Source organism: Micromonospora sp. NPDC018662, from assembly GCF_044391475.1.
GTDB lineage: Bacteria > Actinomycetota > Actinomycetes > Mycobacteriales > Micromonosporaceae > Micromonospora.
Map to the genome: position 1 here is coordinate 365743 of NZ_JBISAC010000005.1, position 22765 is coordinate 388507.

Here is a 22765-nt window from a genome sequence, read left to right on the forward strand (position 1 = left end):
TTCCCGTGAAACAGGGGGCGGGTGGAGGGGCTCTACACTCGGGCGATGGGAGGTTCTGTGCGTTGGCGGCTCGCACCGTCGGGCCTGGTGGTGCTTCTGGTGCTCGCCGGATGCGGCGGCGGCGACGGGACCGAACAGGTCGCCCTCCCGCCGCCGAGCGCCTCGCCGAGCACTGTGGCGCCGCTGACGGCCAAGGAGGCGAAGGGGCGCTACCTGGCCGTGGTGGCGGCGTACGACATCGCCCGGGACGAGCTGGCCGAGGCCGAGAAGGCGGGCCGGCCGTGGCGGTCGGTGCGGGAGCGGGCCGCCGCCGTCGCCACCGCCAACGAGGGCTGCGCCGGTGAGCTGCGTGCGGTCCGCTGGCCGGCCGCCGTGCAGGCGCCGATGGCCGCGCTGCTCGCCGAGCACGAGGTGGCGCTGCGCCACTGGAAGCTCGCGACCTCCGCCGGCAGCGCCGCCGAGCTGCGCCGGGAAATCCGGGCCGCCGGCGCGCACGACGGCGTCCGGCAGGCGACCAAGGTACGCGCCGCGCTGGGCCTGCCGCCACTGCGCGCCACCTGACCGCCACGGGCTGCGATCTTCGGCGCGAGGCCTTACCGTCGTTCCGTGGCATGACCACGGCTCGCAGCGCGTCGGCGGGAGGGGCCAACATGACGGTCGGGCAGGGCATCTTCCGGCGCAAGCCGGTCGAGCAGATCGCCGACGAGACCGAGGAGGGGCTCTCCCGCGAGCTGGGGCTGTGGCAGCTCACCGCGATCGGGGTCGGCGGCATCATCGGCGCCGGCATCTTCGCGCTCGCCGGCGCGGTGGCCAACGAGACCGCCGGTCCCGCCGTGCTGGTGTCGTTCCTGATCGCGGGCCTGGCCAGCGCCGCCGCCGCACTGTCGTACGCGGAGTTCGCCGGCATGATCCCGAAGGCCGGCTCGGCCTACACCTACGGCTACGCGGTGCTGGGCGAGGCGGTCGGCTGGTTCATCGGCTGGGACCTGCTGCTCGAATACACCGCCATCGTGGCGGTGGTGGCGATCGGCATCTCCGGCTACTTCGGGTTCCTGGTCAACCAGTTGGGCGCCGACCTGCCGGCCTGGATGCTGGGCGCGCCGGGCACCGGCGATGGGCACCGGGTCGACCTGTTCGCGGCGGTGCTCTGCCTGCTCATCGCGTACCTGCTCAACCGGGGCATCAAGGCCGCGGCGCGGTTCGAGACGTTCGTGGTCGGGTTGAAGGTCGCCGTCGTGCTGCTGGTGATCGTGGTCGGGTTCTTCCACGTGCGGACCGGCAACTACTCGCCGTTCTTCCCGTTCGGCGTGGGGGGCGCGATCACCGGCGCGGCGACCGTGTTCTTCGCGGTGTTCGGCTACGACGCGATGAGCACCGCCGCCGAGGAGTCACGGGACGCCCGCCGGCACATGCCGAAGGCGATCATCTGGTCGCTGGTCATCTCCATGGTGCTCTACGTGCTGGCCACGCTGGTGCTCACCGGCATGCAGAACTACCGGGACATCGACCCGGAGAGCGGCTTCTCCTCCGCGTTCGCCTCGGTCGGGCTCTCCGGGCTGGCAAGCGTGATAGCGGTCGGGGCGATCATCGGCATCCTCACGGTGATGTTCACGTTCATGCTCGGCGTGACCCGGGTGTGGTTCTCGATGAGCCGGGACGGGCTGCTGCCGGCCTGGTTCGCCAAGGTGCACCCGGTGCGCCGGGTGCCCAGCCGGGTCACCTGGATCGTCGGCGTCGCCTCGGCGCTGATCGCCGGCTTCCTGCCGATCCGGCAGGCCGCCGAGCTGACCAACATCGGCATCCTGCTGGCGTTCGTGGTGGTCTGCGTGGCGGTCATCGTGCTCCGCCGTCGCCGCCCGGACGCGCCCCGGACGTTCCGGCTGCCCGGCATGCCGGTGGTGCCGGCGCTCGGTGCGGTGTTCTCGATCTGGCTGATCACTTTCCTCGACCCGGTGACCTGGCTGCGCTTCGGCGTCTGGTTCCTGCTCGGCGCGATCATCTACGCGCTGTACGGCTACCGCCGCTCGGCGTTGGCCGGCCGCGACGCCGACGGGACGCCACCGCGCTGACCGCGACGCCACCGCGCTGACCGCGATGTCGCATCGCTGACCGCGACGGCCGGCGAACCGGGACCGGCTCCGCCGGTTGTCAGGCGGCGAGCACCACCACGGTCAACGCGCCGAAGGCGGCGGAGAGCACCGCGCCGGTCCACCGACGCCACGGCGGCGCACCGGCGACGAGCGGCAGGCCGCGCCAGCGGCGGGCGGCGAGCGCCGTGGCCACCCCGGTCAACGCGGCCCCCAACGGCCAGATCCAGGCCGGCACCACCGACCAGTCGCCGAACCGGTGACCGAGGCCGAGGGAGAGCACCGCCCAGACCGCGGCGGAGAGCACGGTGAGCCGGTCCGGCCCGCGCCGGGCGGTGCTCCGCAGCGACAGGCCGCCGAGGACGCTGAACGCCAGCGCCAGGCCGGCTCCGATCCAGCCCAGCAGCCCGGTCGACTCGCGGGCCGCCTCACCCCGGACGCCCAGCAGCCGCAGGCCGAGCGCGTCGACGTCGCGAGCGGTGTTGCCGAGCACCACCACTCCCCGGCCGGCCGCGCGGTCGTAGCCGACGTACGTCCGGAAGCCGCCGGTGCCGCCGTTGTGCCAGACGATCTCCCGGTCGCCGTGCCGGCTGGTGAACCAGCCGTAGCCGATCCGGCGGTCGCCCTCGTCGTCGAAGCGGGGCGTGGCGGCGTCGGCGCCGGGCGCGGTGCCGGCCAGCATCGCGGCGGTGAGCCGGGCCAGATCCTCGGCGGTGGACCAGACGCCGACGCCGGCCGGGGCGTATCCCGCGCCGACCCACTCCTCGGTGGGCCGGCCGCCGGCCGTGGCGCCCTCGGCACGCCCACCGGGCAGGTGGGTGGCATCCGTGGCGATCACCGTGGCGGTCATGCCCAGTGGGCCGAGCACGTCCCGCCGGACCAGCTCCGGGTAGCCGACGCCGGCCTGCGCGGCTAGCCCCTGACCGAGCAGCGACGTGCCGAGGTTGGAGTAGGAGACCGTGCCCCGGGCACCGTCCGGCTCGGTGCCGCCGGCGTCGGCCACGACCTGGTCCACATCGGCGCCGGCGTATGCGTTGCCGGCGGTGACGGAGGTCCACCAGTTCCGGGCCAGCGTGGACGGGCCGGTCGGTAGCCGGGGCAGCCCGGACCGGTGGCTGGCCAGTTCGGCGAGTGTGACCTCGCCGGCCGGCCCGGTCACGCCGGGCAGGACGGCGCGGAGCCGGTCGTCGGGGCGTACCGCGCCGGTCGCCGCCCGGTGGGCCAGCAGCATCCCGGCGAGCGGCTTGCCGACCGAGCCGATCTCGAACGGGGTACCGGGCTCGACGGCCGGGCCGCCGGGCGCCCGGTCGCCGAGGCCGGCGACGCGGACCCGACCGCCGTCGATCGACGCCACCGCGAGGCCGCGCAGGCCCTGCGGGTCGTCGACGGCGGCGCGGACGGTGGCGGCCAGGTCGGCGTCGCCGGTCTGCTGCCGGCCGAGTTCCGGGGCTCGGGGCATCAGGCCGGCGGCGATGGTCGCCGCGGCGAGGCCGGCGGCGACCGTGAGGACGGTCGAGGTACGCATGATGCTGCCTTCCGTCGGGGGCGGTGGGCCGGTCAGCGGCCGGCGGCGGTGAGGATGGCCAGCAGCGGAACCACCCTTTCGGGCGGGATGTCGTAGCGCCCACGGGTGCCGCTGCGCAGCCACCCGGCGGCGGCGAGCTGCCGCAGGTGGTGGTGGAGTTGCCCGGTGGTGCCGAGGCCGTCGAGGTCGGCCAGCTCGGCCGTGCCGTGCCGGCCGCCGAGGATCTCCCGCAGCAGTCGCAACCGGACCGGGTGGGCCAGCGCGGTGAGCGTGCCGGCAAGCGCCGGCCAGTCGCCGTCGAGCAGGTCGTCGACGCTGGCACCGTACTGCCAGTCGTAGTGCCGGTCGCCGGTGCGCACGGTGCCGGTGTAGAGCACCGCGCCGGTGCCGTCGACCGGTAGTCGTCGCTTGAGGCCGTCGAGCGCCCAGAACACGTCGTCTGCCGTGGGCTCGTGGGCGTCCGTGACCGGTGCCGGCACCCGGTCGCCGGACAACCGCGCCACCTGTGCCTCCAGGGCCGCCAGCCGTGCCTCCACGCTCGCCACCATCCCAAAGTACGGAAGTACGTAGCTACGTGCAACCGAAGATGGTGTGAGCATGCTCCTGATCGTGCGTTTTCGGTATCAGCGCGAACCGTTCGGGCATGTTCTGCGTACAGACCGGTGGGTCGTACGCGCGCAACTCGGAGGCACAGTGTCAGTGGTTCGGACTGATCCATTCGCGGGGGCGATCCTTCAGGTCGGCGTGCTGGCGGGTCTCGCCGGCACCGTCGGCCTGGGCCGGGCCGGCTGGCTGGCCGGCCTCGTCCACGGGGTGGTGATGCTCGCCGCGCTCGGGCACGGGCTGCGCCGCTCGGGCGCGCGCCGGCTCGGGCCGGCCGACTGGGTGACGCTGGGCCGGGCGACGCTGGCCGGCGGCGTGACCGCGCTGGTGGTGGACTCGTTCAGCCGGCCCACCCCGGTCGCGGTGCTGGTCGGGCTCACCGCGGTGGCGCTCGCGCTCGACTGGGTGGACGGGCAGGTGGCCCGGCGCACCGGCACGGTGAGCGCGCTCGGGGCCCGGTTCGACATGGAGGTCGACTCCTTCCTCGTCCTGGTGCTCTGCGTCCACGTCGCCGACCAGGTGGGCCCGTGGGTGCTGGCGATCGGCGCGATGCGGTACGCCTTCGTCGCGGCCGGTTGGGTGCTGCCCTGGCTGAACGGCCCGTTGCCGCCGCGCTACTGGCGCAAGACGGTCGCCGCGGTCCAGGGCATCGCGCTGGCCGTGGTGGCGACGGACGCGCTGCCGGTGACGCTGGCCGCCGCGGTGCTGGTCGGCGCGCTGGCGCTGCTCGTCGAGTCGTTCGGCCGGGACGTGTGGTGGCGCTGGCGGCACCGCGGGGCCGCCCGCCCGGAGGCCGTCCGACCGGAGATCGGCCGCCCCGAGGCCGCCCGCCCGGCGGCGGTGCGCTCCCCCGTGCCGGCGGCCCGCCGGGCCGGCTGGGAGCACAGCACCCCGGTGCTGGCCGGCCGCGCCGAGGTCGGCGGTCGGCGCCCATGACCCGCGACGACCCGACCGCGACCCCGGACGCCCCGACCGCGACCGCTGACGCCCCGACCGCGACCCCGGACACCGGCGGCCCGACCGCGACCCCGGACGACCCGACCGCGGCCCCGGACGCCAGCGCCCGGACCGACGTCACCGGGGCCCCGGCCGCCCCCGGCGGGCGTCGCCGCCGGATCCGGTCCGGGACGGTCACCGTGCTGGCCGCCGGGCTGGTGCTGGCCGCCCTGATCCTGCCGACCGACGTCAACGACCTCACCCCGGCCGCGTTCCTCCGCATCCCGGTGGAGGGGCTGATCGCGGTCGCCCTGCTCCTGGTCCTGCCGCCGGGGCCGCGCCGGGTCGTGGCCACGGTGCTCGGCGCGCTGCTCGGCCTGGTGCTGGTCCTGAAGATCACCGACCTCGGTTTCTCCTCCGTGCTGGACCGCCGTTTCGACCTGATCGCGGACTGGGCGTTCCTGAGCGCCGGCGCGGAGTTCCTGTCCGAGTCGTACGGGCGGGCCGCCGAGGTGGGGGCCCTGGTCGGGGCCGTGGCCGCGGTCGTCGCCGTACCGGTGCTGGTGACACTGTCGGTGCGGCGACTCGCCCGGTTGGTCGCCGGTCACCGGGGGGTGAGCGCCCGCGCCGCCGCCGCGCTCGGCGCGGCCTGGGTCGCCTGCGCGGTGCTCGGCGCGCAGATCGTCCCCGGGTTGCCGATCGCCGCCGGCACGGTCGCGGCCGGCGTGTACGACCGCACCCGGCAGGTCAACGCCGGCCTGCACGACCAGGAACGGCTCAACGACCAGCTCGCCGGCGACCCGTTCCGGGACACCCCTGGCGACCAGTTGCTGACCGGGCTGCGCGGCAAGGACGTCCTGGTCACGTTCGTGGAGAGCTACGGCCGGGTGGCGGTGGAGGACCCGGAGCTGGCCCCCGCGGTGGACGCCGTCCTCGACGAGGGGACGCGACGGTTGACCGCGGCCGGCTACGGCAGCCGCAGCGCGTTCCTCACCTCGTCCACCACCGGCGGCGGCAGTTGGCTGGCGCACGCCACGCTGATGTCCGGCATCCGGGCCGACAACCAGCTCCGCTACACGAACCTGGTGCGCAGCGACCGCCTGACCCTCAACGGCGCGTTCAAGCGCGCCGGGTGGCGGACCTCGCTGGTCATGCCGGCCCTCACCCGGGCCTGGCCGGAGGCGGACTTCTTCGCCCCGGACCGCGTCTACGGCGCCGGTGACCTCGGCTACCGGGGTCCGACGTTCAGCTTCTCCTCGCCGCCGGACCAGTTCACGTTGGAGGCCTTCCAGCGCGCCGAGCGGGCACCCGGGCACGCGCCGGTGATGGCCGAGATCCCGCTGCTGTCCAGTCACCTCCCGTGGTCGCCGGTGCCGCCCCTGGTCGACTGGGACGACCTAGGCGACGGGTCGGTCTTCACCGGCACCAACCGCGCCGACCGCGCGGACGAGGGCACCCGGAAGGCGTACCGTCAGTCGGTCGTCTACACGCTGCGCACGCTGATCTCCTACGTGGAACGCTACGGCGACGAGAACCTCGTGCTGGTCTTCCTCGGCGACCACCAGCCGGCTCGGGCGATCACCGGCGAGGGGGCCGGCCGGGACGTGCCGGTCACCGTCGTGGCGAAGGACCCGGCCGTGCTCGACCGGGTCGCCGGCTGGGGCTGGCAGGCCGGCCTCAACCCGGCCCCGAACGCGCCCGTCTGGCCGATGGAGGGGTTCCGCGACCGGTTCCTGCGGGCGTTCGGCCCGCAGTCCAGGACTCACAGTTAGGAACGTCGTGACGATGCTCGCACGGGCCTGGGGGATCACCCGGTCCCTGGCCATCTACCACGGCCAGCCGGCCAAGCACCGCCGGGCCCGGCAGCTCTACGGCCAGTTCCTCGGCCCCGGTGACCTGGGCTTCGACATCGGCGCCCACGTCGGCGGCCGGGTCCGCACCTGGCGTCGGCTGGGCGCGCGGGTGGTCGCGGTCGAGCCGCAGCCGGACTGCCTGCGCGTGCTGCGCCTGGCGTTCGGGCGGGACGACGGCGTGGTCGTCGAACCCGTCGCGGTCGGCGCCCGCGCCGGGCAGGCGCGGCTGGAGTTGTCGTCCGCGACGCCGACGGTGTCCACCATGTCGTCGTCCTGGATCGACTCGGTGACGGCGGACCCGAGCTTCGCCGGGGTGCGGTGGGACCGCTCGATCGAGGTGCCGGTGGTGACGCTCGACGACCTGGTCGCCCGGCACGGCGTACCGGCGTTCTGCAAGGTCGACGTGGAGGGCTTCGAGGGCGACGTGCTGGCCGGGCTGAGCCGGCCGGTGCGCGCGCTCTCCTTCGAGTACCTCCCGCCGGCGCACGACGCCGCGCTCGCGGTGCTCGACCAGGTGGAACGGCTGGGCGCGTCGGCGGGCGGCTACCACTACAACTACTCCCCGGTGGAGACGATGCGCTTCGCCGCCGACGGGTGGCTCGACGCGGCCGGGCTGGTGCGGCTGCTGGAGACGTACCGGCCGGCGGGTCGCTCCGGCGACGTCTACGCCCGGTTGGCGCGTGCCTGACTAGGCTGGCGGCCATGACCCGCTACGCCGCCCTGCTGCGGGGCGTCAACGTCGGCGCCACCCGGCTCGCGATGGCGGACCTGCGGCGCGTCGTCACCGACCTCGGCCACACCGACGTCACGACCTACCTCCAGAGCGGCAACGTGGTGTTCACCGCTCCGCCGACCCGTGACGAGGTGCTCGCCGAGGGCATCGCGACGCGGCTCGCCGACGACCTGGGCCTGCGGGTGCCGGTGCTGGTCCGCGACGGCGCCGAGCTGGCCGCACTGGCCGGCGCGAGCCCGTACGCGGGGCGGCAGGACGACCCGACCCGGGTGCTGGTGGTGTTCCTGTCCGCCGCGCCGGACCCGGCCCGGGTCGGCGAGCTGGCCGTGCCGGCCGGCGAGGAGATGGCGTACGCGTTGGCCGGCCGGGAGCTGCACCTGCACTACCCGGCCGGCAACTACGGGCGGACGAAGTTCACCACCGCGTACCTGGAGAAGAAGTTGGGTGTGGTGGCGACGGCGCGCAACTGGAAGTCGGTGCTGGCGTTGCGCGACCTGACCGCCGGCTGAGCGCGACCGGTCAGAACCGGTACGCGGTGTGGTACTCGGGCACCACCACACGGCTGCGCGGCGAGACCCGACGCACATCGGCGATCAGGGCGTCGAGGCGAGCCCGGTCGGCGGCGGCGACCGTCGGCGGGTTGGTCAGCGGGGTCTCGAAGTTGTCCCAGTGCACCGGCACCACGACCTTCGGGTGGTCCAGCGCGGCCATCAGCCGGGGCACGTAGTCGGCGACGGACGTGGTGGCGGCGGAGGCGATCATCGCCACGTCCGGCGCCAGGCCGGCGAGGTTGCGCTCGTCGAGGTCGCTGGCGCCCATGAAGAACACCGACGGCCCGCGGTCGACCCGGATCTGGTAGGCCAACGTGTCCCCCTCGGGCAGGTCGGAGATCTTCGCCGGCCGCGGCGGCGGGCTGACCCGGACCCCGGGGAAGGCCATCGACCAGCCCGCGTTGCGGCTGTGCAGCGAGCCGACCACCTCGACCGTGTAGCCGTCGAAGTCGAGCACCTCGCCGCCCTTGACCGGGGCGAGCTGCCCGGTCGGCAGCCCGTACGCCAACCCGAGATGGTGGGCGGTGAGCGTGCCCAGGACCCGGGCGCCGGTCCGGGCGGCGATGTGCGGCACGTCGTTGAAGTGGTCCCAGTGGGTGTGGGTGACCAGGATGTTCTCGGCGCGGTCGGCGAACCGGTCGACCACGTCGGCGGCCACGGTCAGCGCGGTGTCCGGGTGGAACGCCCCCCGGAAGAGGCCGGTGTCGAATCGACTGAGGTACGGGTCGACCAGCACGGTCCGGTCGCCGATGTCGATCCGCCACCCGGCCGTGCCCCACCAGCGGAAGCTCACCGCGCCGGCGCGGCCGGCGGGCCGGCCCGCCGGGGCGCTCGGAGCGGCGGGGGCCGGGGCGCCGGCGACGAGCCCGGCGGTGGAGACGGCGGCGGCGCCGACGGCGGTGTCACGCAGGAAGCGGCGGCGGGCGTAGCGGGACGGTTGGTTCTCGGGCACAGGTCGTCCTCCCCGTTCGGGATCGGTGGATCGGTAGGCCCACTCCACCACCGCATGAGCGGCGGCGTCCAAGATCGAGCGACGGAATGATCGATATCCGTTCCGATATCACCGCAGGCCGGAGCCGGTGCCCACCGGGGTCGAGGTCCGAAAGATCAGCGCAACGACTCGACCGCCGCCCGGGCTGCCTCCCCCATCGCCAGGTCCGCGTCGATGCGGCGGGTGCTGAGCCGCTCGGTGCGTGCCAGGACCGCTACGGCGTACCGGCCGCCGTCGGGATACTCCGCGACGCCGGCTTCCAGGTGCAGGCCGGGCAGGGTGCCGGTCTTGCCGGCGACCCGGACCCCGGGCGGGAAGCCGGCGGCGAGCCGGGTCCAGAAGAGTTGCCGGGCCATCAGCTCCCGGACCGTCGCGCAGGCTTCCGCCGGGCCGGCCTCGTCCCGCCACACCAGGCCGAGCAGCCGGGTCAGCTCGCGGGCGGTGCTGGAGGTGGTGTGGTCCGGGTCGAAGACCCGCATGGCCCGGACCCGCTCCGGCGGCAGGGTGGGGAAGATCCGCGCGAAGTCGGCCTCGGTACGCGCGCCCACGTCGGCGAGCATCGTCTCGACCAGTTGCCGGGGTCCGCCCACGATCCGGGTACGCGGCAGGTCCAGTTCCGCGGCCAGCATCGGCAGCACATCCGGGCCGACCCGGCGCAGCAGCAGGTCGGCGGCCGTGTTGTCGCTCACCGACATGGCGAAGTACGCGAGGTCGCGCAGGGAGACCTCGACGTCGTCGGCGCAGCCGGCCACACCCCAGCCGCCCAGCCGGTCGGCGGCGCCGACCAGCACCCGCTCGCCGGGGTCGAGCTGGCCGGCGGTGACCTGCCGGGCGAACTCCAGCACCAGCAGGATCTTGAAGACGGACGCGATGACGATCTGCTCGTCGGCGCGCAGCGCCACCTCGCGCGACGGGTCGTCCACGTCGGCGACGTGCAGGCACCCGCTCAGCCCGGCCCGTCCGAAGATCTCCCCGACCCGCTGCGCCGCATCCACCCCGACACGGTAACCAGCGCGAACGCTAGGGTGCGCGGGTGGACCTGCTGCGACACCTGCGGCACTTCGTGGTGGTCGCCCGGGAGCTGCACTTCGGCCGGGCCGCCGAGACGCTGGGCATGGCGCAGCCGCCGTTGAGCCAGTCGATCCGGCGGCTGGAGCAGGAGCTGGGCGCGACGCTCTTCGACCGGTCGCAACGGCAGGTCCGTCTCACCACCGCCGGTCAGTTGCTGCTCGGCGAGGCGGACGACCTGCTCGCCGGCGAACGCCGACTGCGGCACCTCGCCGACCAGGTACGCCGGGGCACGCTCGGGGTACTGCGCGCCGGCGTACCCCCGGAGACCCCGGCGGTGACGTTGCGCGCGTTGCTCGACGGGCTGGCCGCCCGCGCGCCCGGGCTCGATCTTGATCTGCACGAGCTGACCAGCGCCGAACAGCGGCGGATGCTGGCGGAGGGCCGGCTGGACGTCGGCTTGCTGCACCATCCGGTCGAGGAGGCCGGGCTGCGGTTCGGGGAGCCGGTGGACGTGCCGGTCGGGGCGTTGTCGCCCCGGAGCTCGCCGCTGGCCCGGGCCCGCGAGGTCGCGCTGGCCGACCTGGCCGGCCTGGACCTGGTCACCGCGCCGCCGGCCACCGCCCCCGGCTGGCACGAGCATCTGCTGACGGTCTGCCGGCAGCATGGTTTCGCCCCGTCCCGGGTCCGACCGGCGCGCAACCCGGAGTTCCTGTTCGGACTGCTCCTGGCCGGCGGGGCGGTGGCCGTCGAGCCGGCGGCGCTGGCGCGTCGGGAACCCCGCATCGCCTGGCGGCCGCTCGCCGGCGCACCGCTGGCACGGCGGATCTCCGCGGCCTGGCCGAGCCGGGGGGCGCACCCGGCGGCGCCGATGTTCGGGCAGCTCGCCGCGGAGGTGCTGGCGGCGCCGGAGACGCCGGTCGGACCGGCGCTTGTCGCTCCCGCGGCCCGACCGTGGCCGGTGCTCTTCGAGGCCGGGCAGGACGAAAAGTTGTCGCCGTGATCTCCCGGAGTTCATCCGACACCAACTAACATCGCTGGTCATGAATATGAAGAGCGTCACCCGCTCGCGACCCGGGCGGCTGATCGCGGCGGTCGTGCTGACCGTCACCGTCGCGACCCCACTGACGGTGACCGGCGCGGCGTCGGCGGCCACCACCCTGACCGTGACGCAGGCACTGGCCGCCCAGGACGGCCGCGCCGCGACCGTCACCGGCTACGTCATCGGCCAACCGACCGCGACGAATACGGTGGTCACGTCCGGCTTCACCGCGGACACCGCGATCGCGATCGCCGACCAGGCCACCGAGACCAGCACCGGCCGGATGCTGTACGTGCAGGTCACCGCCGCCTGGCGCAGCACCTTCGGGCTGCTCACCAACCCGTCGCTCCGGGGGCGGCAGGTGACCGCCACCGGCACCCTGACCGCATACTTCAGCCACGGCGGGCTGAAGGACCCGAGCGCGATGAGCCTCGGCGGCGGGACCACCCCGAGCCCGACCCCGACACCGACCGGCACCACGTCACCCAGCGGCTACTACGCCGCCGCGACCGGCAAGACCGGGCCGGCGCTGCGCACCGCCCTGCACACCATCATCAGGACCCAGACCAAGCTCACGTACGACCAGGTGTGGGACGCGCTCAAGGACACCGACCAGGATCCGGCGAACCCGGCCAACGTCATCCTGCTCTACAGCGGGCGCTCGCAGAGCAAGACCAGCAACGGCGGCGGCGTGAACGACTGGAACCGCGAGCACGTCTGGGCCAAGTCGCACGGCGACTTCGGCACCGCCACCGGCCCCGGCACCGACGTGCACCACCTGCGACCGGAGGACGTGTCGGTCAACTCGCTGCGCGGCAACAAGGACTTCGACGCCGGCGGCGGCGCGGTGGCCGAGGCGCCCGGTTGCTACACCGACGCCGACTCGTTCGAACCGCGCAACGCGGTGAAGGGCGACGTCGCCCGGATGATCCTCTACATGGCGATCCGGTACGAGGGCGACGACGGCTGGCCGGACCTGGAGCCGAACGACTCGGTGGCCAACGGGACCGCGCCCCGGCTCGGCCGGCTGTCGAAGCTGCTCACCTGGAACGAGCAGGACCCGCCGGACGCGTTCGAACAGCGCCGTAACCAGCGCATCTACGAGCGCTGGCAGGGCAACCGCAACCCGTTCGTCGACCACCCCGAGTGGGCACGCTCCATCTGGGGTTGACGTTGTCCCAGACGTGAGGATGCCCTTCGATCGGGTAGGAACACCGGGTGGCACGGCCCGGGAGCGGCCACGTGGAAGCGCTTCCGGGCACCCCCGAACGATCGGAGATGAGACACGACATGGCCGCCACCCGCGTTCCGGACATCTCACTCAACGACGGCAACTCCATCCCGCAGCTCGGCTTCGGGGTGTTCCAGATCGACCCCAAGGAGACCGCCCGGGCGGTCGGCACCGCGCTGGAGATCGGCTACCGGCACATCGACACCGCGCAGATGTACGGCAACGAGGCCGAGGTGGGGCAGGCGGTGCGCGCCTCCGGGCTGGACCGGGGCGACGTCTTCGTCACCAGCAAGCTGAACAACGGCTTCCACCGCCCGGACGACGCCCGCAAGGCGTTCGAGCAGTCGCTGGCCGAGATGAGGTTCGACTACCTCGACCTGTTCCTGATCCACTGGCCGCTGCCCACGCTCTACGACGGCGACTTCGTCTCCACCTGGAAGGTGCTGGAGGAACTCCGGCGCGACGGTCGGGTGCGGTCGATCGGCGTGTCCAACTTCCAGGTCGCGCACCTGGAGCGGCTGGCCGCCGAGGCGGACGTGGTGCCGGCGGTGAACCAGATCGAGGCGCACCCCTACTTCGGCAACGAGGAGGTGCGGTCGTACGACCGGGCGCACCAGATCATGACCGAGGCGTGGTCGCCGATCGCGCAGGGCAAGGTGCTCGACGACCCGACCGTGGTCGACCTCGCCGAGCAGGTCGGGCGCACCCCGGCCCAGGTGGTGCTGCGCTGGCACGTGCAGCGCGGCGACATCGTCTTCCCGAAGTCGACCACGCCGAAGCGGATCGAGGAGAACTTCGCGATCTTCGACTTCACCCTCGACGACGCCGCGATGGACCGGCTCGGCGGCCTGGACAAGGGCGAGGACGGCCGGCAGGGCGCGCACCCGGACACGTTCGACTACGTGCCGAGCTGACCGGCCGGAGGAGGGCCCGCGCCGGCCCCTCCTCCGCCCACGCGGCGGGCCGACCCCCGTTTGACCGGCCCGCCGCGTCCTGGTCGCGCACCACCGGCCGCGCCTCGTGCGGGACGCGGTCGTCGCTGCCCCGCCATTGCAGACCATCGCGACCGGCGAACGCCAATGATTCGACAGTGCTCGAATGGGCGGAACTCCTGGCGGACCTGGACGTGCCGCGCTCCACCGGCGAGCTGAGCCACCGGCACCACCTGGCCCCCGCGACCGTCTCCTACCACCTGGGCGTGCTGCTGCGCTCCGGCCTGGTGCGCCGCCGACGGGACCGGCACCGCGTGCTCTACCAGCGGTCCGTCTCCGGCGACAGGCTCGTCGGCCGGCCCCTGGCCGGGGTTTGACTTCGCGCACGCTCGAAGGGGCAGGGTGACGCAACCGCTCCGACGGGGAGGACCCAGACATGCGTTACCGCACCATCGGCACGGATCCGGCCACCCGCCGCGAGGTCAGCGTGCTCAGCCTCGGCGCGATGCTGTTCGGCACCGCCACCGACGAGGCCACCTCCTACGCCGTCCTCGACCGGTACGTCGAGGCCGGCGGCACGTTCGTCGACACCTCGGACAACTACGCCTTCTGGCAGAACGGCGGCCAGGGCGGGGAGAGCGAGGAACTGCTCGGCCGCTGGCGGCGCAGCCGCGGCATCGGCCCCGAGGTCGTGTTCGCCACCAAGCTCGGCGCCCGCCCGCTCGCGCCCGGCACCAGCTACCTGGACAACGCGGAGGGACTGTCGGCAGCGGTGATCCGCGAGTCCGCCGAGCGCAGCCGGGAACGGCTCGGCGTCGACCGGATCGACCTGCTCTACGCCCACATCGAGGACCGGGTCGTCCCGCTGCGCGAGACGGTGGAGGGCTTCGCGGAGCTGGTCGCCGACGGCACGGTCGGGCTGCTGGGCGCGAGCAACCACCGCGCCTGGCGGGTGGAGCGGGCCCGGACCCTCGCGACGGCGGCCGGGCTGCCCGGGTACGAGGTGCTCCAGTACCACCGCAGCTACCTGCCGCCCCGGGTGGACCTGCCGAGCGACCTGGACCCGGACGGCGACGTCGGCTGGGTGGGCCCCGATCTGGCCAGCTACCTGCGGGCCGAGCCGCAGCTCACCCTGGTCGCATACTCGCCGTTGCTCAAGGGCGCGTACGCGAAGCCGGAGCGGCTCGGCGAGGCGTACGCCCTGCCCGGCAACCCGGCCCGGCTGGCGGCGCTGAGTGCGGTGGCCGCCGAGACCGGTGCCACGGTCAACCAGGTGGTGCTGGCCTGGCTGATGGGCGGCGACGTGCCGGCGATCCCGCTGGTCGGCTGCTCCTCGGTGGCGCAGGTGGACGAGGCCCTGGGCGCGGTCGACCTGGAGCTGACCGCCGAGCAGCGCACCCGACTGGACGCGGCCGGCTGACCGAGCAGAGCGGCACTGCGGTGGCCCCCGACGAGACGGCCCGCCAGATCCGATCTGGCGGGCCGTCTGGCGTCTGAGGGGTGAGGCCGGCAGTGCCGGACAGTGGTCACCCCGGAGTACAACCACAGCTTCCCGGCCTCGTTGAAACAGACGATCGACTTCGCGTACGACGAGTGGCAGGCCAAGCCGGTCGGTCGGCCGGTACGCGACGCAGAGAGGTAGTGATCATGAGTAACCGGAACACCGGGCTGGCCGTCGAGGCGGACGGCCTGACCCGGTCGTTCGGCTCGACCCGGGCGCTCGACGGTCTGGACCTGCGGGTCCCCGCCGGCGCCGTCTACGGGATGCTCGGCCCCAACGGCGCCGGCAAGACCACCGCCGTACGCGTGCTGGCGACGCTGCTGCGTCCCGACGGCGGCTCGGCCCGGGTCTTCGGCCACGACGTGGTCGCCGAGGCCGACGCGGTCCGCGCCCGGATGAGCCTGACCGGCCAGTACGCCTCGCTGGACGAGGACCTCACCGGCGCGGAGAACCTGGTCCTGCTGGGCCGGCTGCTCGGGCTGGGCCGCCCGGCGGCGCGGGAGCGGGCCGAGGCGTTGCTCGCCGCGTTCGGGCTGACCGAGGCCGCCGGCCGGCAGGTGAAGAAGTACTCCGGCGGGATGCGGCGGCGCATCGACATCGCGGCGAGCATCCTGAACACGCCGGACCTGCTGTTCCTGGACGAGCCGACCACCGGGTTGGACCCGCGCAGCCGCAACCAGGTGTGGGAGATCGTCCGGGCGGTGGTGGCGCACGGCACCACGGTGCTGCTGACCACGCAGTATCTGGACGAGGCGGACCAGCTCGCCGGCCGGATCGCGGTGGTCGACCACGGCCGGGTGATCGCGGAGGGCACCCCGGGCGAGCTGAAGTCGTCGGTCGGGTCGGGCACCGTCCACGTGCGACTGCGCGACGCCGGGCAGCGGCCCCGGGCCGAGCAGGTGCTGCGTACGACGTTGGACGTGCCGGTGCAGCTCGCGGCCGACCCGGTGGCGCTCACCGCCCGGGTCGGCGAGGACGGCACCGACCTGGAGGCCGGCGAGCAGGCCGCCCGCGCACTCGGCGAGCTGGCCCGCGCCGGCATCGTGGTGGACGACTTCTCCCTCGGCCAGCCCAGCCTGGACGAGGTGTTCCTGGCCCTGACCGACCACCCGGCCGTCGCGGCGGACGAGCGGGACGACGAACTGGAGGCGGCCCGATGAGCGACACCGCGACCACCACCGGGCGGGCCCCGTCCGTCTACGTGCCGTCCACCGAGGCGCTGGCCACCGTGCTCGCGCCCGGCGAGCGACCGGCCCCGCCGGGGCCGCTGTCGGCGTCGCTGACGTTCGGCTGGCGGGCCGTGCTGAAGATCAAGCACGTGCCGGAGCAGTTGTTCGACGTGACCGCGTTCCCGATCATCATGGTGCTGATGTTCACCTACCTGTTCGGTGGCGCGCTCGCCGACAGCCCGCGCGCGTACCTCCAGTTCTTCCTGCCGGGCATCATGGTCACCAGCGTCGTGATGATCACCATGTACACCGGGGTCGGCTTGAACAACGACATCGAGAAGGGTGTCTTCGACCGGATCCGGACGCTGCCGGTGTGGCGGCCGGCGGCGCTGGTCGGCATGATCTTCGGCGACGTGCTGCGCTACATCCTGGCCGCGGTGGTCATCCTGGCCGTGGGGCTGGTGCTCGGGTTCCGCCCCGACGGCGGCCTGCCCGGGGTGGTGGCCGGGATCGGCCTGCTGGTGGTCTTCTCGTTCGCGTTCTCCTGGGTGTGGACGTTCTTCGGCCTGGTGCTGCGCAGCGAGAAGTCGGTGATGGGCGTCAGCATGATGGTGCTGTTCCCGCTGACGTTCCTGAGCAACGTGTTCGTCGAGCCGGCCACCATGCCGGGCTGGTTGCAGGCGTTCGTCAAGGTCAACCCGGTGACCCACCTGGTCGCCTCGGTCCGGGCCGCGATGGCCGGGTCCACGGACGCCACGAACACCATGTGGCTGCTGCTGTGGAGCGCCGGGTTCGTGGTGGTGTTCGGCACGCTGACCATGCGCCGCTACAACCGGCGCTGACCCCGCCCATTGATCCATACCAGCTCGCCGAGGTGGCGGGGTCCGACGCACCTCGACCCCACCACCTCGGCGAAGTGGTGGGGTCGAGGCCGCCCCGGGCCACGCACCACCGCTCCACCCCCCACCTCTTCCTCGATCGGTGAGCGGGGTCGTCACGGGTTCGTGAGGGTGCGGGTTCGAGGGCGCTTCCCGGCGCGGTCACCTACATGATCATCTGGTCGGGTGGGCGCGTTGGGTGGCGAACCGACCGAGTGGGGTGGCGCCGGTCGGTGACCAGGCTTTGCTCCCTGTCCCGCTTCCGCCCCACCCGGCACCCGAGTGGAACGTGATGGGTGTCACGGCCCAGCAGACACCCGTGGGGTTCCACCCGGGCGGAAGCGGACGGTTGATCAAGGAGTTTGCGTCGTCGCGGAGATCGACTCCGACGCAAACTCCTTGATCAACCCCGCGGAGGGCTCCGACGGGAGGGCGAGAAACGGAAGCGCGGGGCGATCATGAGGTTAGCGGTATCAATGGAGATCAACGCTGCCGTCAACTTCATGATCACGGCGTCGGAGGCGGGGTGCCGCCCGAGCTTGGACTTGTGGCACCAGGAAATGTCGGATTGGTGCCGCTATCGGAGATGCCACAAGTCCACGATCGGTGAGGCGGGGCGGGGCAGGGCAGGGCGAGACGGGTGGGGCGGGGCGGCGCGTCAGAGTCGCCAGGGCACCGGGTCGGCCGGCTGGTAGCGGCAGGTGCGGCCGGTGGTGACCGACTCGCGCAGGTGGGCGGCGAGCGCCGGGTGCCGCTGCTCGATCCGGCGCAGCGAGTCCCGGATCCGGCCGGTCACCGCCTTGCGCGCCCGCTCGGCCTGGTCGCCGAGGCGGCGGCTGCGCCCGGCCAGCCCGGCGGCGGCGCGCAACTGGTCGAGCAGGGCCGCGCGCTCGGCGTCCAGAGCGGCCAGCCGCCGCTCGTCGTCGCGCAGCGCGGCCCGGTCGATCTCGTCGTCGAGCCGCCGCAGGTGCTGCCGGTAGCGGGTCTTCGCCTGGTCGTCGAGCACCGGGTCGGCGCCGAGACGGCGGGCGGCGACGAGTTCCGCGCCGGCGGCGGGGTCGAGCAGTTCGACCGCGGGCACGTCGACGCCGGGCCGGCTCAGCAGCAGCCGCAGGTCGTGCAGGCCCTTGGCGTCGGGCAGGTGCACCACCACGCCGGCGTAGGCGAGCCGCCACACCGGGCCGTCGAGGCGGAAGTCGGGCCGGCCCGCGTCGGCGCCGTGGGCCGCCGCGTCCGGGCCGCCACCGGAACCGGGTCGGGCGCGCGTGCCCGCATCGACCGTCATGCCGGCCCAACCGCTGACACCGGGACCACCCGCCAGCCCGCCCCGACCGGCGACACCCGCCGACGTCGTGGCCCCGACCGGAGCGGTCGCGCCGGCCCGAGACGTCGACACGCCCGCGCCGTCGTCAGCGGCCCGCGGGCCGGCCGGCCGGTCGGCCGTGGTGAGCCGCTCGACCACCTGGACCATGCCCAACTCCCGCGCCTCGGCCACCGTCCCGGCCCGCAGCCGGGCCGCCTCGGCCGCGTCACCCGGCCCGCCACGCCCGGCGAGCGCGGTGACCAGCCCGGCCCGCCCGAGCACCGACCAGGGACGGGCGCCCAGTCGGTCGGCGGCGTCGCGGGCCGCCGCGAAGCCGGCGACCGCGTCGTCCCACCTCCGCTCCGCCGCGTCCACGGTGGCCAGCCAGAGGTCGACCGGCCCGCCGATGTCGCAGCCGAACAGCGCGACCATCCACCGCCCGCGGTGCGGCGCCAGGGCTGCCCGCGCCTCGGCGCAGCGGCGGGGGTCGCCGTCCACGGCCGCCGCCTGGGCCCGCAGCCGCAGCCACAGCGCCGACACCGGCCGGGGGTACGCGGTGCCGGCCGCCTCGATGCCGCCGACGAGCCGCAGCACGGCGCCCGCGTCGCCGCGCTCGGCGACGGTGATCGCCCGGAGCAGCTCCACCTGCGGGTGGTTGGCCGCGCCGGGCCGGTCGAGCACGGCTTCGGCCTCGGCGAGCCGCCCGCGCAGCACCAGCAGCGACCAGCGCAGGTGATGTGCCATGAAGGCGTGGTCGGAGTGCTCCCACTCGCCGTAGCCGTCCATCTCGGCGTAGCACGCGTCGGCGGCGGCGAAGTCGCCCCGGAAGGCGGCGATGATGCCGCTGTCCACGGCCGCCGCCATCCGCTGCCGGGCCACGTCGCCCGCCCGGCAGCCGGCGACGAACGCGGCCAACTCGTCCCGGTACGCCGGGTCGCCCAGCTCCAGCAGCGCCACCCAGCGCAGCGACGTGGCCCACAGCTCGGTGTCCCGGTCGCCGCCGCGGCGGGCCACCTCCCGGATCTCGGCGGTGACCACGGCCCGCTCCTCGGCCGTGCCCAGCCCCCAGGTGGTGTCGTGGCGGGCCCACAGGCTGAACGTGAGCGCCTCGTCGTCCCGGCCGTGCCGGGCGAGCGTCTCGGTGGCGGTGATGAGGTCGGTGACCAGGGCGCGCGTCGACCGCTCCGGCTCGGGCGGGCCGATCAACCGCTGGTACGCCTCGCGGACCAGCGCGTCGGCGTCGAGCCGGCGGCGGGTGGCCGAGTGCTGGCTGCGGACGGTGAGCGCCACCCGGGCCAGCACGGCCGGGTCGTCGAGCTTGCGGGCCAGCGCGGCGGCGTCGACAAACAACTGCTCGGCCTCGCCCGGCGTGCCGGCGTGGTGCAGCAGACCGGCCAGCTCCAGCAGCACCCGCACCCGCCGGGTCGGCTCGTCGGCGAGGCTCAGCGCGCGCCGGAAGTGCCGCACCGACTCCTCCACGGCCAGCCGGTCGCTGGCGTCCCGCGCGGCGGCCAACAGCAGGTCACCGGCGCGTACCGGGTCCAGCTCGGGACCCGCGAGCCAGGCGTGGCGGGCCAGGTCGGCCGGGATGAGCCGGTCGGCGAGCGCGTCGTCGGCGCGGTCGACGGCCCGGACCACGGCGGCGTGCCGGACGCGCCGCTCATGCTCGGGCAGCCCGTCGTAGAGCGTCTCCCGGACCAGGTCGTGCACGAAGGCGTACCGGCCACCGCCCCGGGCCAGCACCAGCCGGGCCGCGGCGGCCCGGTCGAGCAGCCGGTCGACCTGCGCGGCCGGACCGGGCAGGCAGGCGGCCAGCGTCTGCCGGTGGAACTCGCGGCCCAGCACGGCGGCCACTGTCAACGCCTCGACCACCGGGGCGGGCAGCTGGTCGAGCCGGCGCCGCACCGCCTCCCGTACGCCGGGGGCGATGGTGTCGGCGAGGCCGTCGGTGTGCCAGAGCCGGGCGGTCTGCTCGACGAAGAACGGGTTGCCGCCGGTGCGGCGGTGCACCTCGTCGACGAGGGCCGCGCCCGGTTCCCGGCCGGCGGTGCGGCGGATCAGCGCGGCCACCTCGTCGCGCCCCAGGCCGGTCAGCGTGACGGTGGTGGCCTTCGCGGCCAACGGCAGCAGCAGCGGGCGCAACCGGTGGTCGTCGGCCTCCACCTCGGCGTCGCGGTAGGTGCCGATCACCAGCAGCCGCTCGAACCAGGTGTGCTGGGTGACGAACCGGAGCAGCCGCAACGACGCCGGGTCGGCCCAGTGCAGGTCGTCGAGGACCACCACGACCGGCCGGTGCTGGGCGACCGCGACCAACGCGCCGGTCACCGCGTCGTGCCGGGCGAACTCGTCCCGGCCCCCGTCCACCCCGGATCCGCGGTGGCCACCGGGCCCGCCGTCGCCGCCCGCGCCGCCGTCGCCACCCGCACCGCCGTCGCCACCCGCACCGCCGTCGCCACCCGCACCGCCGTCGCCGCCCGCACCGCCGTCGTCGCCCACTCCGGCGTCGTCGCGGGCTTCGGGCGGAGCGCCGCCGCCGGTCGGGTCGTCGTCCGGCGCGCGCTCGCCGAGCAGGGCCGCCAGCCCGGCGTCGGCGGCCGCGCGGGCGCCGGACGGGTCGTCGGCCGACCGGGTCAGCCGGCGCAGCACCTGCACCCAGGGCCAGTGGTCGGGGGCGGTGTCGGAGTCCCAGCAGGCGGCGCCGAGCACCAGCGCCCCGCGCCGGCGGGCCTCGTCGGCGGCGGCCGAGACCACTGTGGTCTTGCCGATGCCGGGCTCGCCGGTGACCAGGACGAGGCCGCCGTGGCTGTCGACGACCCGGGCCACCTCGGCGCGCAGCAACCCGGCGGGGTGCTCCCGCCCGATGATCCCCTCGCCGAACCGCGGCTCCATGACCTCCCGACGCTAGTCGACCGGTCCGACAGCCGGGTCAGCTCATCGGCTGTCGGGCGTCGGTGACCACGTGCGAGCAGGCCGGGCACGCCGCCGGCCCCTGCTCGGCGAACCACCGGCAGGTACGCCGGATCGCGCACTTCGGCAGCGTCTCCTCGGCCGGCGGGGCGGCCTCGGCGTACGAGGCGGCCATCCGGGCGCCCAGCCCGCAGTGCGAGCCGGTCCAGAAGCCGCAGGACGAGGTGACGCAGGGGCCGGCGAGCCGGACCCGCGACTCGACCGGCTCGTCGGAGTCGTCGATCCCGGCCAGCGCCACCTCGGCCGGTACGGCCGGCGTCACGTAGGCCACCCGGCCCGCCGGCGTGATCATGCCGAGGAACACGGTGGCGTTGGACGCCGGCGTGCTCGGGCACATCCGCTCCGGCGGGCCGGCCGATCGGGCGGCGTCGGTCACCGCTGGATCCAGAATCCGATGTCGTTGATCTTCTGGCCGAGGTCCTGCGCGAGCACGCCGTCGAGCACCCAGAGCCCGTACCACTCGGGCCGCAGCTTGATGTTGCCGTGGCCGAGCGTGAGCGGGTTGACGAGCTTGGCGTTGGCGGTCCGCAGCGCGGCCAGGCCGGCCTTCTGGATCTCGCCGGCGATCAGGGTCTGCTGGTCGGGTGTCAGGTCGACGCCGTCGACCACGAAGCGGAACTCGTTGCGGGCCATCTGTCTCCTCCGGTCACTCGTACGATTCGGTGCCCAGCCCGCGACGCAGGCTGGTCCGGGTGAAGGCCGCCCAGCCGGCGTGCGAGGCGGCGTCGGCGGGCCGGCCGGCGCGGGCGAGGACCCGGCCGGCGTGCTCCGCCCAGCGGCCGGCGGTGGCCGCCGCGTCGCCCCACAGCTCGCGGCAGGCGGCGACCGCGAAGGCGATCTGTTCCGGCGTGCCGGTGAAGCCGGCGAGCCCGTCCCCGATCCGGATCGTCCCGTCCGGCCGGATCCGCACGCGCGGGAAGTGGTGGTGCAGGCTGGCCAGCGTGGCCAGGTGCGTGGCGTCCCGCCGGGCGGCGGCGAAGCCGGCCCGCGACTCGTCGTCGCGGCGGTAGCGGATCGCGTGCAGGTCGAGCGCGTCGCCGGCCGGCGCGACCCGGGCGGCCACCTGCGTCGGCGTGCTCCAGGCGCGGGGGGAGTTCGCCGACCAGAACGCCAGCCAGGCGGCGAGCCGGTCGTGGAGGTCGGCCCGGATCCGGACCGCCGGCGCGGAGCCGTCGGGCGCGCGCAGCGCGGCGGTGGCGATCCGGTCCCGGGTCACCAGCGGCGATCCGGCGCTTGTCGGGGCCGCCGCCGCGCCGGCGGGGGTGGGTGCGACGGCCAGGCCGGTCAGGGTGAGCGTCGAGGCCGCCGCCGCGCCGGCGAGCAGCCGCCTGCGGTCGAGCGGGTGTCCGGTGTTGTCCATTGTCGGCCCTTCGTCGACGGCCAGTGGTGCGACGCTATCGACCGGAAGCGATCAGTGGAACACCGCGCGTGACGGGACCACGACAGCAAAACCGG

The 22765-nt window shown here is 74.5% G+C and carries 20 protein-coding genes and 2 pseudogenes; 14 read left to right on the top strand and 8 right to left on the bottom strand.

The window, feature by feature from the left end:
- Positions 1 to 45: 45 nt before the first annotated feature.
- Entirely contained in the window at positions 46 to 561 is a 516-nt protein-coding gene (locus tag ACH495_RS18250) for a hypothetical protein (protein WP_396858888.1), read from the top strand.
- 89 nt (positions 562 to 650) lie between these two features.
- Complete coding sequence (locus tag ACH495_RS18255) at positions 651 to 2069, top strand: amino acid permease (protein WP_396858889.1); 1419 nt, start codon at positions 651 to 653, stop codon at positions 2067 to 2069.
- 79 nt (positions 2070 to 2148) lie between these two features.
- Here ACH495_RS18255 and ACH495_RS18260 read toward each other — a convergent pair whose 3' ends face one another.
- Positions 2149 to 3612 (bottom strand): serine hydrolase domain-containing protein, encoded by a 1464-nt coding sequence (locus ACH495_RS18260; protein ID WP_396858890.1) that lies wholly within the window; start codon positions 3610 to 3612, stop codon positions 2149 to 2151.
- Between the two features lie 32 nt (positions 3613 to 3644).
- Entirely contained in the window at positions 3645 to 4148 is a 504-nt protein-coding gene (locus ACH495_RS18265) for an ArsR/SmtB family transcription factor (protein ID WP_396858891.1), read from the bottom strand.
- A gap of 157 nt (positions 4149 to 4305) precedes the next feature.
- Here ACH495_RS18265 and ACH495_RS18270 point away from each other — a divergent pair.
- The 4 genes and pseudogenes from ACH495_RS18270 to ACH495_RS18285 form a co-directional block, all read left to right on the top strand.
- Positions 4306 to 5123 (top strand): annotated as a pseudogene (locus ACH495_RS18270) (CDP-alcohol phosphatidyltransferase family protein); the annotation flags it as partial.
- 24 nt (positions 5124 to 5147) lie between these two features.
- Positions 5148 to 6923, top strand: coding sequence for a sulfatase (locus ACH495_RS18275; RefSeq protein ID WP_396859005.1), 1776 nt, complete (start codon positions 5148 to 5150; stop codon positions 6921 to 6923).
- Positions 6924 to 6936: 13 nt separating this feature from the next.
- Positions 6937 to 7692: an FkbM family methyltransferase gene (locus ACH495_RS18280; RefSeq protein ID WP_396859006.1), complete on the top strand. Its 756-nt coding sequence runs from the start codon at positions 6937 to 6939 to the stop codon at positions 7690 to 7692.
- 14 nt (positions 7693 to 7706) lie between these two features.
- Entirely contained in the window at positions 7707 to 8246 is a 540-nt protein-coding gene (locus tag ACH495_RS18285; protein ID WP_396858892.1) for a DUF1697 domain-containing protein, read from the top strand.
- A 10-nt stretch (positions 8247 to 8256) separates the two neighbouring features.
- Here ACH495_RS18285 and ACH495_RS18290 read toward each other — a convergent pair whose 3' ends face one another.
- Positions 8257 to 9240, bottom strand: a complete 984-nt coding sequence (locus ACH495_RS18290; protein ID WP_396858893.1) for an MBL fold metallo-hydrolase — start codon at positions 9238 to 9240, stop codon at positions 8257 to 8259.
- Positions 9241 to 9395: 155 nt separating this feature from the next.
- On the bottom strand, positions 9396 to 10274 hold the full coding sequence (locus ACH495_RS18295; protein ID WP_396858894.1) for a serine hydrolase: 879 nt from the start codon (positions 10272 to 10274) through the stop codon (positions 9396 to 9398).
- Positions 10275 to 10312: 38 nt separating this feature from the next.
- Here ACH495_RS18295 and ACH495_RS18300 point away from each other — a divergent pair, with 38 nt between their 5' ends.
- The 8 genes and pseudogenes from ACH495_RS18300 to ACH495_RS18335 all read left to right on the top strand — a co-directional run bounded on the left by ACH495_RS18300 (position 10313) and on the right by ACH495_RS18335 (position 17004).
- Positions 10313 to 11290 carry a LysR family transcriptional regulator gene (locus tag ACH495_RS18300; RefSeq protein WP_396858895.1) on the top strand — a complete coding sequence of 326 codons (978 nt, stop codon included), beginning with the start codon at positions 10313 to 10315 and terminating at the stop codon, positions 11288 to 11290.
- A gap of 40 nt (positions 11291 to 11330) precedes the next feature.
- Positions 11331 to 12500 carry an endonuclease gene (locus tag ACH495_RS18305; RefSeq protein WP_396858896.1) on the top strand — a complete coding sequence of 390 codons (1170 nt, stop codon included), beginning with the start codon at positions 11331 to 11333 and terminating at the stop codon, positions 12498 to 12500.
- A gap of 119 nt (positions 12501 to 12619) precedes the next feature.
- The gene (locus ACH495_RS18310; RefSeq protein WP_396859007.1) at positions 12620 to 13474 is read left to right on the top strand and encodes an aldo/keto reductase; all 855 of its coding nucleotides are present in this window, start codon (positions 12620 to 12622) and stop codon (positions 13472 to 13474) included.
- A 176-nt stretch (positions 13475 to 13650) separates the two neighbouring features.
- Positions 13651 to 13869 carry a helix-turn-helix domain-containing protein gene (locus ACH495_RS18315; RefSeq protein WP_396858897.1) on the top strand — a complete coding sequence of 73 codons (219 nt, stop codon included), beginning with the start codon at positions 13651 to 13653 and terminating at the stop codon, positions 13867 to 13869.
- A gap of 59 nt (positions 13870 to 13928) precedes the next feature.
- On the top strand, positions 13929 to 14912 hold the full coding sequence (locus ACH495_RS18320) for an aldo/keto reductase (protein WP_396858898.1): 984 nt from the start codon (positions 13929 to 13931) through the stop codon (positions 14910 to 14912).
- 102 nt (positions 14913 to 15014) lie between these two features.
- Positions 15015 to 15107, top strand: a pseudogene (locus ACH495_RS18325) (NADPH-dependent FMN reductase); the annotation flags it as partial.
- A gap of 32 nt (positions 15108 to 15139) precedes the next feature.
- Positions 15140 to 16153 (top strand): ATP-binding cassette domain-containing protein, encoded by a 1014-nt coding sequence (locus tag ACH495_RS18330; RefSeq protein ID WP_396858899.1) that lies wholly within the window; start codon positions 15140 to 15142, stop codon positions 16151 to 16153.
- A complete protein-coding gene (locus ACH495_RS18335; protein WP_396858900.1) occupies positions 16150 to 17004 on the top strand; it encodes an ABC transporter permease in 855 nt (284 codons plus the stop codon). Before ACH495_RS18330 ends, ACH495_RS18335 begins: the two co-directional genes overlap by 4 nt.
- 694 nt (positions 17005 to 17698) lie before the next feature.
- Here the strand turns inward: ACH495_RS18335 and ACH495_RS18340 are convergent.
- The 4 genes from ACH495_RS18340 to ACH495_RS18355 are packed head-to-tail and all read right to left on the bottom strand — an operon-like array spanning position 17699 to position 22670.
- Positions 17699 to 21232 (bottom strand): AAA family ATPase, encoded by a 3534-nt coding sequence (locus ACH495_RS18340; RefSeq protein WP_396858901.1) that lies wholly within the window; start codon positions 21230 to 21232, stop codon positions 17699 to 17701.
- A 37-nt stretch (positions 21233 to 21269) separates the two neighbouring features.
- Entirely contained in the window at positions 21270 to 21686 is a 417-nt protein-coding gene (locus tag ACH495_RS18345) for a hypothetical protein (protein ID WP_396858902.1), read from the bottom strand.
- Entirely contained in the window at positions 21683 to 21943 is a 261-nt protein-coding gene (locus ACH495_RS18350; protein WP_396858903.1) for a hypothetical protein, read from the bottom strand. Before ACH495_RS18350 ends, ACH495_RS18345 begins: the two co-directional genes overlap by 4 nt.
- 13 nt (positions 21944 to 21956) lie before the next feature.
- On the bottom strand, positions 21957 to 22670 hold the full coding sequence (locus ACH495_RS18355) for a hypothetical protein (protein ID WP_396858904.1): 714 nt from the start codon (positions 22668 to 22670) through the stop codon (positions 21957 to 21959).
- Between the last annotated feature and the right edge of the window lie 95 nt (positions 22671 to 22765).